This window comes from Catenulispora pinisilvae, from assembly GCF_015356865.1.
In the GTDB taxonomy this organism is placed as follows: domain Bacteria; phylum Actinomycetota; class Actinomycetes; order Streptomycetales; family Catenulisporaceae; genus Catenulispora; species Catenulispora pinisilvae.
Genome location: NZ_JAAFZA010000243.1, coordinates 1 through 15,097, shown reverse-complemented (window position 1 = coordinate 15,097; position 15,097 = coordinate 1). Strand labels below are relative to the sequence as shown.

The window sequence follows — 15,097 nt, the reverse complement described above, 5'->3', positions numbered from 1 at the left end:
CCGCGTACCCCTGCATCCCCCGAGGATTCGCCGCCGCCCGCACCAACCCGCGCTCCGGATCCCGCCCCACCGCGCACATCCGCCCGAGCGACCAGTCGCCCGACACCACGACCTCGTGCCCTCGGCGGCGCAGGCTGTCCAGGACTGCGGCGCCGAGTCGGGCTTCGGCCACCAGTCGGCCCGGGTAGGCCGGGCGCGGGTAGAAGGACTCGGGGAAGTGTGAGGTGTGGAACGTCGGTGCGTCGATCGCCTCCTGCAGGTTCATTCCGCCGACCACGTGGTTCAGGACGAACAGGAGCTGCCACTGGTCCTGCTGGTCGCCGCCCGGGGACCCGAACGCCAGGAGCGGCTCGCCGTCGTCAGCCCGCAACGCCAACGTCGGTGAGAGGGTGGTTCGGGGCCGCGAGCCTGGTGTCAGGGTGCTGGCAAGGCCGTCCTGGAGCCACGTCATCTGTAGTCGTGTCCCCAGGCAGAACCCGAGTGCGGGGATCACCGGGGAGGAGTGCAGCCACCCGCCGCTGGGCATCGCGGCGACCATGTTGCCCCACCGGTCCACGACGTCCACGTGCACCGTGTCGCCCCGCGCCTCGCCCGACGCCGCAGACGCGACCGGCTCCCCGGTCGAGGCATCGGCGGGAATCGGCAGCTCAGGACGCTGCGGCAGCACCGGCGCCCGGCCGCCCGGCGACCCCGGGCGCAGCTCCAGCGACGCGACCTCCCCGATCAGTCCCCGGCGCGCAGCGTTGTACTCCGGCGAGAGCAGGGCATCGAGCGGCGTGTCGAAGCCGTCGCCGTACCAAGCCTCGCGATCGGCGAAGGCGAGCTTCGCGCCCTCGACCACCCGATGCACGAAGTCCACGCTGCCCGGCACCAGATCCGACATCGGCTCCGGGTCCTGGAGCAACGCCAACTGCTGCAACAGAACCGGCCCCTGTCCCCACGGACCGGTCTTGCAGAACGTGTGGCCGCCGAAGTCGTACCGAACCGGCTCCTCATAAGAAGGCTGCCACGCCGCCATATCAGCACCCGTAATCACACCGGCGTGATCGGAGCCCGAGGAGTCGCGCCACGCGGTGCGGGCGAACGTGTCGACCGCCGAGGCGAGGAAACCCTGGCTCCACGCGTTCAACGCGGCGTCGATCCGGGCCTCGCGCGTGACGCCGGCCGAATCGGCCAAGCGCTGGTAGGTGGTGGCGAGCGTCGGGTTGCCGAACACCGATCCCGCCGCCGGGACCTTCCCGTCCGGAAGATAGACGTCGGCAGAAGTCGTCCAGTGCTCCCGGAACATCGGCTCGATATCCGCAATGCACTGCGATATCGCGGGCGTGACCGGGTAGCCGTCGCGCGCGTAGCCGATGGCGTAGCCCAGCACGTCGGCGAGTTCCATCGTCCCGTGATCGCGCAGCAACGTCAGCCAGGCGGGCACCGCCCCCGGCACGGCCGCGGCCAGCAGCCCCGAGCCCGGCACCAGCTCCAGCCCGAGATCCCGATAGTGCCGGACCGTGGCGCCGGCCGGCGCCACGCCCTGTCCGCACAACACCGTCGGCCGCTTGTCGTCGCCGCGCGCGAAGATCACCGGCAGGTCGCCGCCGGCCCCGTTCTGATGCGGTTCCACGACGTGCAGCACGAACCCGGCGGCCACCGCGGCGTCGAAGGCGTTGCCGCCGCGTTCCAGGACGGCCATGCCCGCCGACGAGGCGAGCCAGTGCGTGCTGGACACCATGCCGAAAGTGCCGCTGAGCTCCGGACGTGTGGTGAATGCTTGAACAGCGGTCATCGTCCCACCCTCCTGCCAGCCATTACCCTAGGCGCCCGACCGGCATCGGCCAAGGGTTGAGCCGTGAGGTGTGGCTCTCAAGAGGTGTGGCTCTCAACCCGTGAGGTGTGGCTCTCAACCGCCGACGCGCGGCCGCAACCCGTCGGCGACCAGCCCGACCACCCGCGGCACATCGGCCGGCGACACCGAGCGCGCGGCCGAGACCGCGGCCACGACCAGCGCGTGCAGCACGTCGACGGCGATGTCGTCGCGCACCGCACCCGCCTTCTGCGCCCGCAGCAACAACTCCCCCATCGCGGCCTTCAGCGGAACGGCGACCGCGCGGGTCGCGGTCATCACGTCTATCCCCTGCCGCGCCAGCGCCGCCGCGAGGTCCATCTTGTCGTCGGCGGCCAGCACCATCGTCTCGAAGTACGCGAAGAACGCCGGTCCCGGGTCCGGGGCGGCCAGCGCGTCCTGGGCCTTGGCGTGCAGCACCACCAGCCGGTCGGTCAGCACCGCGTGGAGCAGGGCCTCCTTGGTCGGGAAGTGCCGGTAGACGGTCCCGGCGCCGACCCCGGCCCGCCGCGCGATCTCGTCCAGCGGCACGCCCGGCCCCTCGGCGGCGAAGGCCTCGCCGGCCGCCTCCAGCACCCGGGCGCGATTGCGCCTGGCATCCGCACGCAGCGGGCGCCCACCAGAGTCGTCTTCAGCATCCACGGACCCGTTCACAGCGCCAGCGTAGCCCCACTCGACAACCGGGGCGTGCGCCCCGTATCGTTCCGGACAGCGAAGCGGGGCGGTCGCCCCCCTTAGCCTCTCACCTTTTCCCGTCAGGAGATCCGCATGTCCGAGCACGTCCGCACGACCCGCGAGACCATCGAACACATGCTGCGCGTGGTCATCGAGGGCACCCGCGACGACCTCGCCGACTGCTATGCCGAGGACGTCGTCATCACCAACCCCTTCGCCCCGGAGGAGTTCCGCGAGTCCCGCGGCAACACCGCCCTGCGCACCCGGATGAAGAGCTTCGCGCAGTACCTGCACTACAGCGAGATCAAGAACGTGACCATCCACGAGACCACCGACCCGCAGGTCGCGGTCGTGGAGTTCACGGTGGTCGGCGATCTGGTGCCCGGCGGCAAGCACTTCGAGCTGCCCTCGATCAACGTGATCCGGGTGGTCGACGGGCTGATCGCCGAGTCGCGGGACCACAGCGACGGGGTGCGGACGGCGAAGCTGCTGGAGGACATCCAGGCCCAGGGCTGAGCGGTACTGGGAGCTGAGCAGCACTGGGAGCCGAACAGCACCGGGAGCTGGCTGGGACCGGCCTCTGGCTGGAACCGGCCCCTGCTCAGCGGCGCGCCAGCTCCCACAACCGGGCCCAGTCCTCGGCGGCCAAGTCCTTGGGCAGGGCCCGGGCCGGGATCCCCTCGCGACGCGCCCACGCCCGAAGCTCCGCGCGCCGCACCCTCCCGGTCCGCCCGACCATCTCCTCCAGCCCGCGCCCCGGCGCCTGGAAGACCTGCTTCACAAAAGCCTGATACCCGCCGCGCTCCTCGACCAGCGGCACGCGCCGCCGCCGCATCGTCAGCAGCCCGGCGTCCACCGACGGCACCGGCCGGAACGCCGCGGCCGGGATCCGCCGCACCAGCTCGAACTCGTACCAGGGCCACCACGCGGCGGTCAGCATGCTGGCCCCGCCGACCCCGGCCCGCCGCCGTGCGACCTCCCACTGCACGATCAGCACCGAGGCAGTCCAGCCGCGCTCGGAAAGCAGCTTCCTGATGATCGCCGTGGTCAGGTGGAACGGCACGTTGCCGACGATCGTGTGCGGCGTCGCCGGGAACCGGTACCGCAGCACGTCGGCCCGCACCACGTCCACAGCCACGGCATCGCCCACGTCCACGGCATCGCCGAACCGGGTCTGGAGCCGCCGCACCCGCCGCGGGTCGAGCTCCAGCGCGGTGACCGGGCGGCCCAATCGGGCCAGCGGCGCGGTCAGCGCACCGTCCCCGGCCCCGAGTTCGATGATCGGGCCCTGAGTCTGGGTCCTGACCAATCGCTGGATCGCGGTGATCAGGGCCGGATCGGCAAGGAAGTTCTGGCCGAGTTCATGGCGTCCGCCGACGTACTCGGAAAAGGCGGGAGAAGTCTTTTGGCGCTGCATGTGGTGCTCCGCGGCTGGCTCGCGATCGAAGCCGGGCAGCCCATGCTTTTGAATCAAGCACTGCATGACCGCACCGGCAGGGACTCGGATGCGGCGGATTCGCGGATCAGGGGATCGGCTACCCGCCGTCAGAGGCGGATGCGAATGATCATCGCGTTGCAACACATGGTCATGGAGCCTACCAAGGACCCCGCCGGATCTTCCCGTCATTTATCCGGCGGGGAATGTGGTGTCACTCCCCTTCGAGCTCGCCTTCCAGCTCCAGGAACACCTGGCGCAGCCCGTCCAGCGTCTCCGGCTCCGGTTCGGCCCACAGCCCGCGCTCCGCGGCCTCCAGCAGCCGCTCGGAGATCCCGCGCAGCGCCCACGGGTTCGAGCGCTCCATGAACGCGCGGTTGGTCTCGTCGAAGACATACGTCTGGGCCAGCTGCTCATACATCCAGTCGTCCACGACCCCGGCGGTGGCGTCGTAGCCGAACAGGTAGTCGACGGTCGCGGCCAGTTCGAAGGCGCCCTTGTAGCCGTGGCGCTGCATCGCCGCGACCCACCGCGGGTTCACCACCCGGGCCCGGAACACGCGGTGCGTCTCCTCGGCCAACGTACGGGTCCTGACAGCCTCCGGCACCGCCGAGTCGCCGACGTAGGCGGCCGGCGAGGTGCCGGTCAGCGACCGCACCATCGCGACCATGCCGCCGTGGTACTGGAAGTAGTCGTCGGAGTCGACGATGTCGTGCTCGCGGTTGTCCTGGTTCTTCGCCGCGACCTGGATGCGCCGGAAGGCGTTCTCCATGTCCCCGCGGGCCTGTCGGCCGTCCAGCCCGCGGCCGTAGGCGTAGCCGCCCCACACCGCGTAGACCTCGGCGAGGTCGGCGTCGGTGCGCCAGTCGCGGGCGTCGATCAGCGGCAGCAGCCCGGCCCCGTACGCGCCGGGCTTGGAGCCGAACACGCGGGTGGTGGCGCGGCGGCGGTCGCCGTGGGCGGCGGTGTCGGCGTCGGCGTGCGCCCGGACGTAGTTGTCGGCCGGCGGTTCGTCGAGGTCCGCGACGGCCTGGACGGCGTCGTCGATGAGCGCGATGACGTGCGGGAACGCGTCACGGAAGAAGCCTGAGATACGAACCGTGACATCGACGCGCGGCCGCCCCAGCTCGCTGACCGGCACCACCTCGAAGCCGGTGACCCGGCGCGAGGCCTGGTCCCACACCGGCCGGCAGCCCAGCAGGTGCAGGATCTCGGCGATGTCGTCGCCCTGGGTGCGCATCGCGGAGGTGCCCCACACGGTCAGGCCGACCGAGCGCGGGTACTCGCCGGTGTCGGCGAGGTGGCGGGCGATGAGCGATTCGGCCAGGGCCTGACCGACGTCCCAGGCGTTGCGCGAGGGGATGGCCTTGGGGTCCACGGAGTAGAAGTTGCGGCCGGTCGGCAGCACGCCGACCAGACCGCGGGTCGGCGCGCCGGAGGGGCCGGCGGGGATGTAGCGGCCGTCGAGGGCGCGCAGGACGTTGGCGATCTCGTCGGTGGTGCGGGCCAGGCGCGGGACGAGCTCGGTGGCGGCGAACCGGAGGACGGCTGCGACCTCCACTGCCGCCGAATCCGACTCACGAGCAGCCGCCGAACCGCCGAGCACCTCCTGGCAGACCCCCGGCACCGCCGCCGGATCCCAACCCGCCGCGGCGAGCGCGTCCACCAGCCGCCGCGCCAGCTGCTCCAACAGATCCACCGCGTCGGAAGCCGACCGCGCGGGCGCCCCGTCCGCACCGGCCAGCGCGACCAGCGCCTCCGGCACCTTCACCGCCGCCCCGGGCTCGGCCAGCAGCACCTGCTCGTCCAGCCCCACCAGCGCCGCCAACGCCTGCCGCAGCCCGGTGACCGCCCCGCTCACGCCCCCGAACACCTGCTTCGCCCGCAGAATCGCCAGCACGTCGGCGACCAGTTCGTCGCCCTGCGGCGCGCGTCCGAGGATGTGCAGCCCGTCGCGGATCTGCACGTCCTTGATCTCACACAGATACCCGTCCAGGTGCAGCACGAAGTCGTCGAAGTCGTCGTCGGCCGGCGGGTTCTCGACGTCCCCGTGCAGGAGCGAGGCGAGGTCGTGGTGCAGCTGCGCGGCGCGGATCAGGGTCCAGATCTGCGCCCGCACCGTCGGCGTCTTGTCCGGGTCCAGCGCCTGCACCGTCGCGTACTCGTCGAGCAGCTGCTCAAGCTTGGCCAGGTCGCCGTAGGTGTCGGCGCGGGCCATCGGCGGCATCAGGTGGTCCACGATGGTCGCGTGTCCGCGGCGCTTGGCCTGCGTGCCCTCGCCGGGGTCGTTGACGATGAACGGGTAGACCAGCGGCAGCTCGCCGAGGACCGCGTCCGGGGCGCAGGACTCTGACAGGCCCAGGCCCTTGCCCGGCAGCCATTCCAGCGTGCCGTGCTTGCCGAGGTGCACCACGGCGTCCGCGCCGAAGCTGTGCTCCAGCCAGCGGTAGGCGGCCAGGTAGTGGTGGCTCGGCGGGAGGTCGGGGTCGTGGTAGATGGCGATCGGGTTCTCGCCGAAGCCACGCGGGGGCTGGATCATCAGCAGGATGTTGTCGAACTGGAGCGAGGCCAACACGATGTCCTCGCCGTCCACATACAGCGACCCGGGCGGCTCGCCCCAGTGCTGCCGGATACCCTCGCGCAGGTCCTCCGGGAGCGTGGCGAACCAGGACTCGTATTCGCGCAGCGGTACGCGCGCCGGCGCCGTGGCCAACTGGTCCTCGGTCAGCCACTCGACGTCGTGCCCGCCGGCCGCGATCAGGCGGTGGATGAGCTGGTCGCCGTCGTCGGGGAAGTCGCCGACGGTGTAGCCAGCCTCGCGCAGCGCCGTCAGCAGGCGCACGGCGCTGGCCGGGGTGTCCAGGCCGACGGCGTTGCCGACGCGCGCGTGCTTGGTCGGGTAGGCGGACAGGACCAGCGCGAGCTTCTTGTCACGGTTCGGGATGCCGCGCAGGGCCGCGTGCCGGTAGGCGATGCCCGCGAGGCGTGCCGCGCGCTCCGCGTCGGCGGCGTAGACCGGGATGCCCGCCTCGCCCTCCTCCTTGAAGGAGAAGGGGACGGCGATCAGGCGGCCGTCGAACTCCGGGATCGCCACCTGCATCGCGGCGTCCATCGGGGTCAGGGCCGCGTTGGAGTCCTGCCATGCCTCGCGCGAGGAAGTGAGACAGAGTCCTTGGATGACCGGGATGTCCAGGGCCGCGAGGGCGCCGACGTCCCAGGCGTCCTCGTCACCGCCCGCGCTGGCGTCCGCCGCGTTCGCGCCGCCACCGGCCAGGACGGTGACGACCAGGGTGTCGCAGCGGCCTAGGAGCTCGACCAGACCCTGGCCCGCGTCATCGGACAGGCCTCGCAGCGAGCCGCAGTAGACGGGGAGTACGTTGGCGCCGCGGGTTTCGAGAGCGTCAGCGAGGGTGTCCACGAACGCCGTGTTGCCCGAGAGCTCGTGCGCGCGATAGAAGACGACGCCGACGGTCGGACGCCCCTCGCGCTGCTCCCGCTCGCCATGAACCCCGAACTCCGGCATCGCCTGCGGCGCCTCGAACCCCTCACCCCCGCCGAGGACGGTGTCGGTGAGGAAGTTCGCGAGCTGGACCAGGTTCCCCGGCCCACCCGCGGTGAGGTAGTTGAGCGCTTCGGCCACCACGCCACCGGGCACGGTCGACAGCGCCATCAGCTCCGCGTCCGGCACCGCCTCGCCGCCGAGCACGACGGCCGGCACGCCACTGGCGGTGATCGCGTCGACGAGCCAGCGCCAGGGACGATGCCCGCCGAGCAGGCGCAGAACCGCGACCTCGGCATCGGCCTCGGCGAGCAGCGCGCTCAACCGCTCGGCATCGAGCCGCGCCGGATTCGCGGTGCGGTAGGGGGCGCCGCACGCGTGGGCGGCCAGGAGTTCGGTGTCAGCCGTGGACAGCAACAAGATGCGCGCGGGCATGCGACGGCACTTCCTCTCGCGGAGTCCGCGCTCCGCCTTGGGCTGATGGTGTGCGGACGACAGGCAGTTCCTGACTCGCGCCCGGGTGGGGCGCTCACAGTTGCGGGACAGTGTCCGATTTACACGGGCTTCCTGGGCTGTCGTCCTGAGGCACAGTGTGCCAGATGGGGAGTGGGGAGTTCGGCGAGTGTGTGACTCGGCTGCCAGTTCCGTGAGCCGGAGGCTGGCGGATCACCTCCGCCGCAGCTCCTGCCCCCGCCGCAGCTCCTACCGCCGCCGCAGTCCCCCGACACCCGCCAACCACGCCGCGGCGACCGCGGCCGCGGCACCGACCGTCCCCGAAAGCACCGCGGCGCGCTGGATGTCCGCGACCCGGGGTGCGCGGCCCGCGCCCATCACCGGGCGGTGCTCGACCACCTTGCCGTAGGTGTTCGTGCCGCCGAGGCGGACGCCGAGGGCGCCGGCGGCCGAGGCTTCGCAGCGGCCTGCGTTGGGGCTGGGGTGGCTGGCGCCGTCGCGGCGTAGGACCCTGAGCGTGTGCAGGGGGTTGCCGCCGACTGCTGGGGCCGCGGCGACTGTGACTGCACCGGTGAAGCGGGCGGGAAGCCAGTTGAGGGCGTCGTCGAGGCGCGCGGAGGCCCAGCCGAAGTTGCGGTATTTGGTGTTTCGGTAGCCGACCATCGCGTCGAGGGTGTTGGCGGCGCGGTAGGCGAGTAGGCCTGGAATCCCCGCTACCGCGCCCCACAGCAGTGGGGCCACCACCGCGTCCGAGGTGTTCTCGGCCACCGACTCAACGACTGCGCGTGCGATCTGGTCCGCGTCGAGGCCGCGTGGGTCGCGGCCACAGAGGTGGGGCAGTCGGTCGCGGGCGGCTGCGAGGTCGCCCGCGCCCAATGAGTCGCCGATCGCTGCCGCCTCGCGTCGCAGTGACGTGCCGCCCAGCACGGTCCAGGTCGCGGCTGCGGTCAATGCGGCACCGGCTACCGGCCTCCGCGCGGCTGCCCGCTCGGCCGCGATGCCCAGCGCTGCGGATCCGCCCACGAGCAGTCCGGTATAGGCGGCGCCGGCGGGTCGCGAATCGGCGTACAGAGCCCGCCGTAGGCCGTCGGCGACCCGGCCGAAGCCCGCTACGGGGTGGCCGCGCCGCGGATCCGCGAAGTACCAGTCGGCCGCGAAACCGAGGGCCAGCCCGACCGCGCGGGAGGAAGATCGCATGCCCGCAATCTATCGGCGCGGGGAGATACGCCGTGTCCGGTGCACGCGAACGGCGAACGGCGAGCGGCGAGCGCCGGGCACAAGGCAGTGCGCAGCTCCCCAAAACTCCCACGTCCCGGAGTTACATTAAGCGGGTGGGAACCACCTTCCTGCTCCTCTCCGTCTTCCTAGCCTGCGCCGTCGAGGCCGTGGAAGCGCTCACCATCGTGCTCGCGGTCGGCCTCACCCGCGGGTGGCGCTCCGCCCTCCAAGGCGTCGCCGCCGGCCTGTTGCTCCTGGCAGCCGTGGTGGCAGTCCTCGGCCCCGCGCTCACCGTCCTGCCGCTCAAAACGCTGCGCCTGGTCGTCGGCGGCCTGCTGCTCACCTTCGGCTTGCAGTGGCTCCGCAAAGCGATCCTGCGCGCCTCCGGCTACAAAGACCTGCGCGACGAAGCCGCCGCCTACCAGCGCGGCGTCGCGGCGGCGCAGGAGGCGGCGGCCGACAAGAAGCCGCTCGTCGACGACTGGTACGCCTTCACCCTCAGCTTCAAAGGCGTCGTGCTGGAGGGTCTGGAAGTCGCGTTCATCGCCCTGACCTTCGGCGCGAACCAGCACGACATCCCGCTGGCCGCCCTGGCGGCGGTGGCCGCCGTCCTCACCGTCTGCGCGGCGGGGGTGGCGATCAAGGCGCCGCTGGCGCGGGTGCCGGAGAACACCCTGAAGTTCGCGGTCGCGGTGATGCTCACCGGCTTCGGCACCTTCTGGGGCGCGGAGGGTGCCGGTGCCGACTGGCCGGGCGGCGACGCGTTCCTGCCCGCGGTCCTCGCCTACGTGTTGCTCGTCGCGGTCGGCGCGGTGTGGGTCCTGAAGCGGAGGCGGGCGGCGTGGGCAAGCTGAAGGCCTTCGGGCTGTTCTGGTACGACTTCGTCATCGGCGACGACCCGCTGGTCGCCGTCCTGATCATCGCCGCGCTGGCCGGCACCGCCGGCCTGAGCACGCACACCACCGCCTCCTGGTGGCTGCTGCCGGTGATCGTCACGCTCGCGCTGGCAGCGACCTTGGCCCGCGCGGTGGGGAAGAAGAAAGGGGGCTAAGACCCCGCCAACTCCACCCGGGTCCGGATCCGCGCGTCCCAAGCCGACCGCGCCGCGATCAGCTCCCGCACCCCCGCGCGCACGCACCACTCCCGTCGCGCCACATCCCACCGGGCCAGCACCCGGCGCGAAATGGTGATCGGCACGGTGGCGATCTCGTTCGGCGCGGCCAGCGTGGTCCCGAAGCCGGCCAACCGCGGCGGATCGTCCCGCTGCGGGTCCCCGCCCTCGCACGCGAGGTAGATCTGCACCACCTCGCGCCCGATCCGCTCGCCGGTGTTCCGCACCTTCACCGCGACCTCGACGTCCCCGGCCGCGTTGACCCCGGCCGTGATGTCCTCGTACTCCCAGGTCGTGTAGCCCAGACCGTGGCCGAAGGGATAGGCCGGGACGATCTCAGCCTTCGCATATCCGCGATAGCCGAACATCGAGCCCTCGGCGTAGACGACCTTCCCGTCCACCGGCGCCGTCGACAGCACCGGCGCGTCGGCGGCGGTCTTGGGGAACGTCGTGGGCAGCCGGCCGCCGGGCTCGACCGCGCCGGTGACCGCATCGGCGATGGCGTAGCCGCCTTCCTGTCCCGGGAACCAGGCCCACAACACCGCCGGGACCGAGTCCCGCCACGGCATCTCCACCGGCGCCCCGGCGTTCACGACCACGATGGTGCGCGGATTCTGCGCGGCGACCGCGTGAACCAGCTCGTCCTGGCGCCCCGGCAGCCTCAAGTCGGTCCGGTCGAAGCCCTCGCTCTCCACCTCGTCGGTGGTCCCGACCACCATCACCACGACATCGGCGGCACGCGCGGCATCGACAGCGGCCTGGAACAGCTCCTCCTCAGCGGGCCCCGGCTCCTGGTGGTTGAGCCCGAACATCGCAATGGGCAGATTCGGGTCGACTTGCGCGACCACCTCGATCCGCACCGTCTCGGTCTCGATCTCCACATCCACCCGATGCTCCGGCGGCTTGACCAGTCCCTCGACCAGATCACCGCCCGCACTCGGGCTCATCGTGATCTTCATCGGGGCGTTGTCCCCGATCACCAGCCGGAACGCGCCCACGCCCGAGACAGAGAACTGATGATTCCCGGCCTGCCCGATCACCACGTCGGCCCGCACCCGGATCCCGGCGGTCCCGGCCGGCAGCCCGCCCATGAACACGAACCGCGAAGCCTGGCGCACCTCGCTGCCCAGGACGTCCCCGGCCGGGTCGATGAAGTCCACCCGCAGCCCCGGATGTCCGGTGTCGGGATCGGTCGCGGCCTGCGGCGTGATCGCCGGCAGCAGCCGCTGGGTGACCACGCCCTCGGCGAAGTCGACCGTCACCATCGGCCCCAGCGCTTCGGTCAGTGCCGTCAGGGGGCTGATGACATGCGCCGGATTCACGTGCGCTGACCCGCCGCCCTGCGCCGTCAGGAGCTCGGCGTTCGGCCCGATGACCGCGACCCGCGACACCGAGCCGGGGTCCAGCGGCAGCAGCGGGTCGGCACCGACCTGCTCGTTGCGCAACACCACCATGGCGCGCGCCGCGATGTCGCGCAGCTGCGCGTCGGCGTCGTCCGGGGTGCTCACCGGGGGCAGCGGATCGGAGCCGTCCAGGAATCCCGTGCGATCAGCCAGGCGCAGGACTCGCAGTACCTTGTCATCGATCGCTGATTCCTCGACCTCGCCGCGGCGCACCGCGGCCACCAGCGCCTCGCCCCAAGGCCCGGTGGGCCCCGGCATCACCACGTCCAGCCCGGCGTCGGCCGACTCGGTCGTCGAGCGGGTGGCGAACCAGTCGGACACCGCGACGCCGTCGAACCCCAGCCCTAACCCCGGCCCGAACCCGGGCCCGGAACCGTCGCCGTCCTTCAGCACGCCGGTGATCAGCGGCCCGTTGTCGGTCATGCTGACGCCGTCCACGGAGTTGTACGCGGCCATCACCGACCACACGCCGGCCCGCACCGCGGCCTCGAACGGCGGCAGATACACCTCGCGCAGCGTCGCCTCGTCGATCACCGCGTCGTAGGTCATCCGCTCGGTCTCGGACTCGTTGCCGACGAAATGCTTGACGGTCGAGGCGACGCCCGCACTCTGGACGCCTTCGACGAAAGCCGCCGCGGTCTTGGCCGTCAGCACCGGGTCCTCGGAATAGCACTCGAAATGCCTGCCGCCCAACGGGCTCCGGTGCAGATTGACGTTGGGCGCCAGATGCCAGGCGACGCCCTTGTCGCGCGCCTGCGCTCCCATCAGCGCCCCGGCGCGCCGCACCTGCCCGGGGTCCCACAGGGCTGCGAGCGCCGTCGGGTTCGGGAACAACAACGACGGGTCGCGCTCGTCCCACGTGGTCCCGCGCACCCCGGCCGGGCCGTCCGACACCAGCAGCTTGCGCAGGCCGATCTCCGGAACCGCGCGCAGCGACCAGAAGTCCTCCCCGGTCAGCAGCGCGACCTTCTGTTCCAGTGTCAGGCGTCCGACTAGCTCGACCAGCGCCTTGTTGTCCATGACCCGGTTCCCTTCGAACATTTCAGCGATACCGGGGGTGCACCGGACCGGCCGGGCGCACCACGGGCATCACCGCCGATCATCCGGCGCAGGCGTGCGAACGCAACCCTTACCCGCCTCACCCGCGCATCCGGGTGGTTGAGCCGGCGTTCTAGAACTGCCCGAAGATTTATGGCCAAACCCGCGTAATGAAACATCCCGAACCCCGTCTCTAATCCGAGGGGTCTTAGCACTGGGGCCCCGCGCGAGGGAGGCGACGATGGTGACCGAGAACGGCCGGGCAGAGTTGCGGGGTCTGTACACAGACCCCGCCCAACCGCTGACGATCGCGGTGGGACAGGCCTTCGACCTGGTAAGCATGCCGGCGGCCGTCGGCCATGCGGCGCTGTCGGCGCTGCGGGCCAGGAGAGTGCGGCTCGGTCCCGTCGTCGCCGACTCGCGGAAATCCGTGATGCGGGTGGGGTTCCTGGTGGAACCGGCCCGCGGCCCGGGCCTGGCGGCCGGGCCGCGGGCCGCCCGGATGGGACCGGCGACCGAGGTCGACTTACGGGCCGCCGCACTCGACGGGCGCGGCCAGACCCGGGAGCCGGCCGAGGCCGGCCACGCCGAGACCGCCGCGCTGCGCGACTGGGCCGGCCGATTAGGCGGGGCCCTCGGCGTGCGCGTCGGGGGCCAGGGCTCGACAGCCACCCTGCCACCGCTGTTGCCGTGGCGCGGGTGGCTGCACTGGCTTGTGCCGCCGGGCGCCAGCGCGGCGTTCTGGACGCCGGCCGGGGCGCTGCTGTCGGTGCTCTCGGAACGGTCCGGGGCCCGCGCGCTCTGACATCCGCGAACCACGAACCCTGAGAACCGCTAACACTGAGAACAACGAACGCCAGAGACCAAGAACCCTGAGAACCACCTGAACCGGCCCTTTCCGCCCGGCCCCGCGCCGGGCGGAAAGGGCCGTGTCAACGTCGGTGTCAATATCCTTAGTTCATCCGGTCGGGTATACCGCTCTCGTATTACCGCACAAAAGACCGTGTGGTGGTCCAAGCTGTCCCCGGCCGTGCCGCTGGCTTCCTCACACCGGTGTCGCGCGCCTGTTCACGTGCAGTCCGTGAGTTTGACGCCGACCTTAGGAGGCCGCCCGTGCCCGTCCCCGGGGAGCAGCAGCACCCACAGACCGACGCCGAGTTGATCGCGATGGTGCGGGCCGGCGACCGGCGCGCGTACGGGCCGTTGTATGAGCGGCACCGACGCGCGGCGCTGCGCGTGGCCCGGCACCTGGCCCGGGACGAGGCCGCCGCGGACGACCTGGCCGCCGAGGCGTTCACCCGGGTGCTGGCCGCGATCGACCGCGGGAACGGGCCGGACGAGGCGTTCCGGGCGTATCTGTACACGACGTTGCGACGGACCGCCTTCGACTGGGCCGAGTCGGAGAAGCGGGTGCGGCTGGTGGAGAACATCGCCGAGTTGGAGGTGACGGCCGCCCCGGTGACCGGCGCGGACCGGGACCCGCTGGACGAGGCGTTCGACCGGCAGATCACCTCGCGGGCCTTCCACTCGCTGCCGGAGCGCTGGCAGATCGTGTTGTGGCACCTGGAGGTCGAGGGCGAGACGCCGGCCGAGGTGGCGCCGCTGCTGGACCTGTCGCCGTCGGCGGTCTCGGCGTTGGCCTTCCGGGCCCGCGAGGGCTTACGGCAGGCGTTCTTACAAGAGCACTTAGCCGAGACCGTCAACGAATCGTGCCGACCCTTCGCCCAGCGGCTCGCGGCGTTCGTCCGCGACAAGCTCGGAAGCCGGGACCGCGCGAAGGTCGAGCGGCACCTGGATACGTGTGCTGATTGCACCGGGCTGTATCTGGAGTTGCTGAAGTTCAACGAGGCGCTGCCGGAGGTCCTCTCGCCCCTGGTGTTCGGTTCGGCGGCGGCCGCGAAGATCATCGCCGGGGTGGCCCTGGGCGCCGCGGCGGCCACCGGCGTGGTGGCCACCACCGCCGGGACCACGGCGACGGTGGTCGGCGGCGGCACCGCGGCCGGCGCTGCCGCGGGTGCGGCCGGAGCCGCGGGCGGCGGCACGGCGGCGGGCGCGGCGGCCAGCGGGACGGCCAAGTCCGGAGCGCTGTTGGCGAAGTGGTTGATGCAGCTGCGCAAGAGCCGGACCCAGGCGATCACGATGGCCGCCGTCGCGGTGGTGGCGTGCGCGATCCTGGCGTGGGGCATGTCGGGGAACGGAAGCGCGCCGCCGCTGGCCGCCGCGCCGCCGGCCCCGTCATCGGCTCCCCCGGCGGTCGCGCTGCCCGCGCCGAAGCCGGTGGCCAGCGTCACGCCGGCGTCGAAGCCGCCGGCGCCCAAGCCGTCGAACCCGCCGAAGACGACGCCGCCCTCACCGGTGCAGCACACGTCGGCGAAACCGCCGGCCCCCCGGCCGACGCCGCCCAAACCGACCCCCACACCCACGCCGACTC

Annotated in this window: 11 protein-coding genes and 1 riboswitch; of the genes, 5 read left to right on the top strand and 6 right to left on the bottom strand. The window is 71.9% G+C overall.

All coding sequences use genetic code 11. The features are described from left to right. Both IZR01_RS40560 and IZR01_RS40555 read right to left on the bottom strand, forming a co-directional pair. The coding region (locus tag IZR01_RS40560) for a gamma-glutamyltransferase family protein (protein WP_194926945.1) at nt 1–1,777 on the bottom strand (1,777 nt) is incomplete at its 3' end. A 114-nt stretch (nt 1,778–1,891) separates the two neighbouring features. Further along, nucleotides 1,892–2,488, bottom strand: coding sequence for a TetR/AcrR family transcriptional regulator (locus IZR01_RS40555; protein ID WP_323746633.1), 597 nt, complete (start codon nt 2,486–2,488; stop codon nt 1,892–1,894). Between the two features lie 114 nt (nt 2,489–2,602). Between IZR01_RS40555 and IZR01_RS40550 the strand changes: the two genes are divergently transcribed. Further along, a complete protein-coding gene (locus tag IZR01_RS40550; protein ID WP_194898198.1) occupies nt 2,603–3,025 on the top strand; it encodes a nuclear transport factor 2 family protein in 423 nt (140 codons plus the stop codon). An 85-nt stretch (nt 3,026–3,110) separates the two neighbouring features. Here IZR01_RS40550 and erm read toward each other — a convergent pair whose 3' ends face one another. The 3 genes from erm to IZR01_RS40535 all read right to left on the bottom strand — a co-directional run bounded on the left by erm (nt 3,111) and on the right by IZR01_RS40535 (nt 9,093). Beyond that, nucleotides 3,111–3,926: a 23S ribosomal RNA methyltransferase Erm gene (gene erm / locus IZR01_RS40545; RefSeq protein WP_194898197.1), complete on the bottom strand. Its 816-nt coding sequence runs from the start codon at nt 3,924–3,926 to the stop codon at nt 3,111–3,113. A 232-nt stretch (nt 3,927–4,158) separates the two neighbouring features. Continuing rightward, nucleotides 4,159–7,878, bottom strand: a complete 3,720-nt coding sequence (cobN, locus tag IZR01_RS40540; RefSeq protein ID WP_194926944.1) for a cobaltochelatase subunit CobN — start codon at nt 7,876–7,878, stop codon at nt 4,159–4,161. 44 nt (nt 7,879–7,922) lie between these two features. Beyond that, nucleotides 7,923–8,043: riboswitch (cobalamin riboswitch) on the bottom strand. Nucleotides 8,044–8,145: 102 nt separating this feature from the next. Next, nucleotides 8,146–9,093, bottom strand: coding sequence for a cobalamin biosynthesis protein (locus IZR01_RS40535; protein ID WP_194926943.1), 948 nt, complete (start codon nt 9,091–9,093; stop codon nt 8,146–8,148). A 134-nt stretch (nt 9,094–9,227) separates the two neighbouring features. Here IZR01_RS40535 and IZR01_RS40530 point away from each other — a divergent pair, with 134 nt between their 5' ends. Beyond that, nucleotides 9,228–9,968, top strand: coding sequence for a COG4280 domain-containing protein (locus IZR01_RS40530; RefSeq protein WP_194898194.1), 741 nt, complete (start codon nt 9,228–9,230; stop codon nt 9,966–9,968). Beyond that, entirely contained in the window at nt 9,956–10,165 is a 210-nt protein-coding gene (locus IZR01_RS40525) for a hypothetical protein (protein ID WP_194926942.1), read from the top strand. Before IZR01_RS40530 ends, IZR01_RS40525 begins: the two co-directional genes overlap by 13 nt. On the opposite strand, the gene IZR01_RS40520 is transcribed toward IZR01_RS40525, so the two are convergent. Continuing rightward, nucleotides 10,162–12,648 carry a beta-glucosidase family protein gene (locus IZR01_RS40520; protein ID WP_194926941.1) on the bottom strand — a complete coding sequence of 829 codons (2,487 nt, stop codon included), beginning with the start codon at nt 12,646–12,648 and terminating at the stop codon, nt 10,162–10,164. The two genes, IZR01_RS40525 and IZR01_RS40520, sit on opposite strands and share 4 nt — an antisense overlap. 259 nt (nt 12,649–12,907) lie before the next feature. Between IZR01_RS40520 and IZR01_RS40515 the strand changes: the two genes are divergently transcribed. Then, nucleotides 12,908–13,471 carry a hypothetical protein gene (locus tag IZR01_RS40515; RefSeq protein WP_194926940.1) on the top strand — a complete coding sequence of 188 codons (564 nt, stop codon included), beginning with the start codon at nt 12,908–12,910 and terminating at the stop codon, nt 13,469–13,471. A gap of 308 nt (nt 13,472–13,779) precedes the next feature. Then, the coding region (locus tag IZR01_RS40510; RefSeq protein WP_194926939.1) for a sigma-70 family RNA polymerase sigma factor at nt 13,780–15,097 on the top strand (1,318 nt) is incomplete at its 3' end.

Excerpts from the sequence above, each read along its gene's own strand:
- IZR01_RS40535 (WP_194926943.1), bottom strand. The coding sequence starts at position 9,093 with ATGCGATCTTCCTCCCGCGCGGTCGGGCTGGCCCTCGGTTTCGCGGCC.
- IZR01_RS40515 (WP_194926940.1), top strand. The coding sequence starts at position 12,908 with ATGGTGACCGAGAACGGCCGGGCAGAGTTGCGGGGTCTGTACACAGAC.
- cobN (WP_194926944.1), bottom strand. The coding sequence starts at position 7,878 with ATGCCCGCGCGCATCTTGTTGCTGTCCACGGCTGACACCGAACTCCTG.
- IZR01_RS40520 (WP_194926941.1), bottom strand. The coding sequence starts at position 12,648 with ATGGACAACAAGGCGCTGGTCGAGCTAGTCGGACGCCTGACACTGGAA.
- IZR01_RS40550 (WP_194898198.1), top strand. The coding sequence starts at position 2,603 with ATGTCCGAGCACGTCCGCACGACCCGCGAGACCATCGAACACATGCTG.
- erm (WP_194898197.1), bottom strand. The coding sequence starts at position 3,926 with ATGCAGCGCCAAAAGACTTCTCCCGCCTTTTCCGAGTACGTCGGCGGA.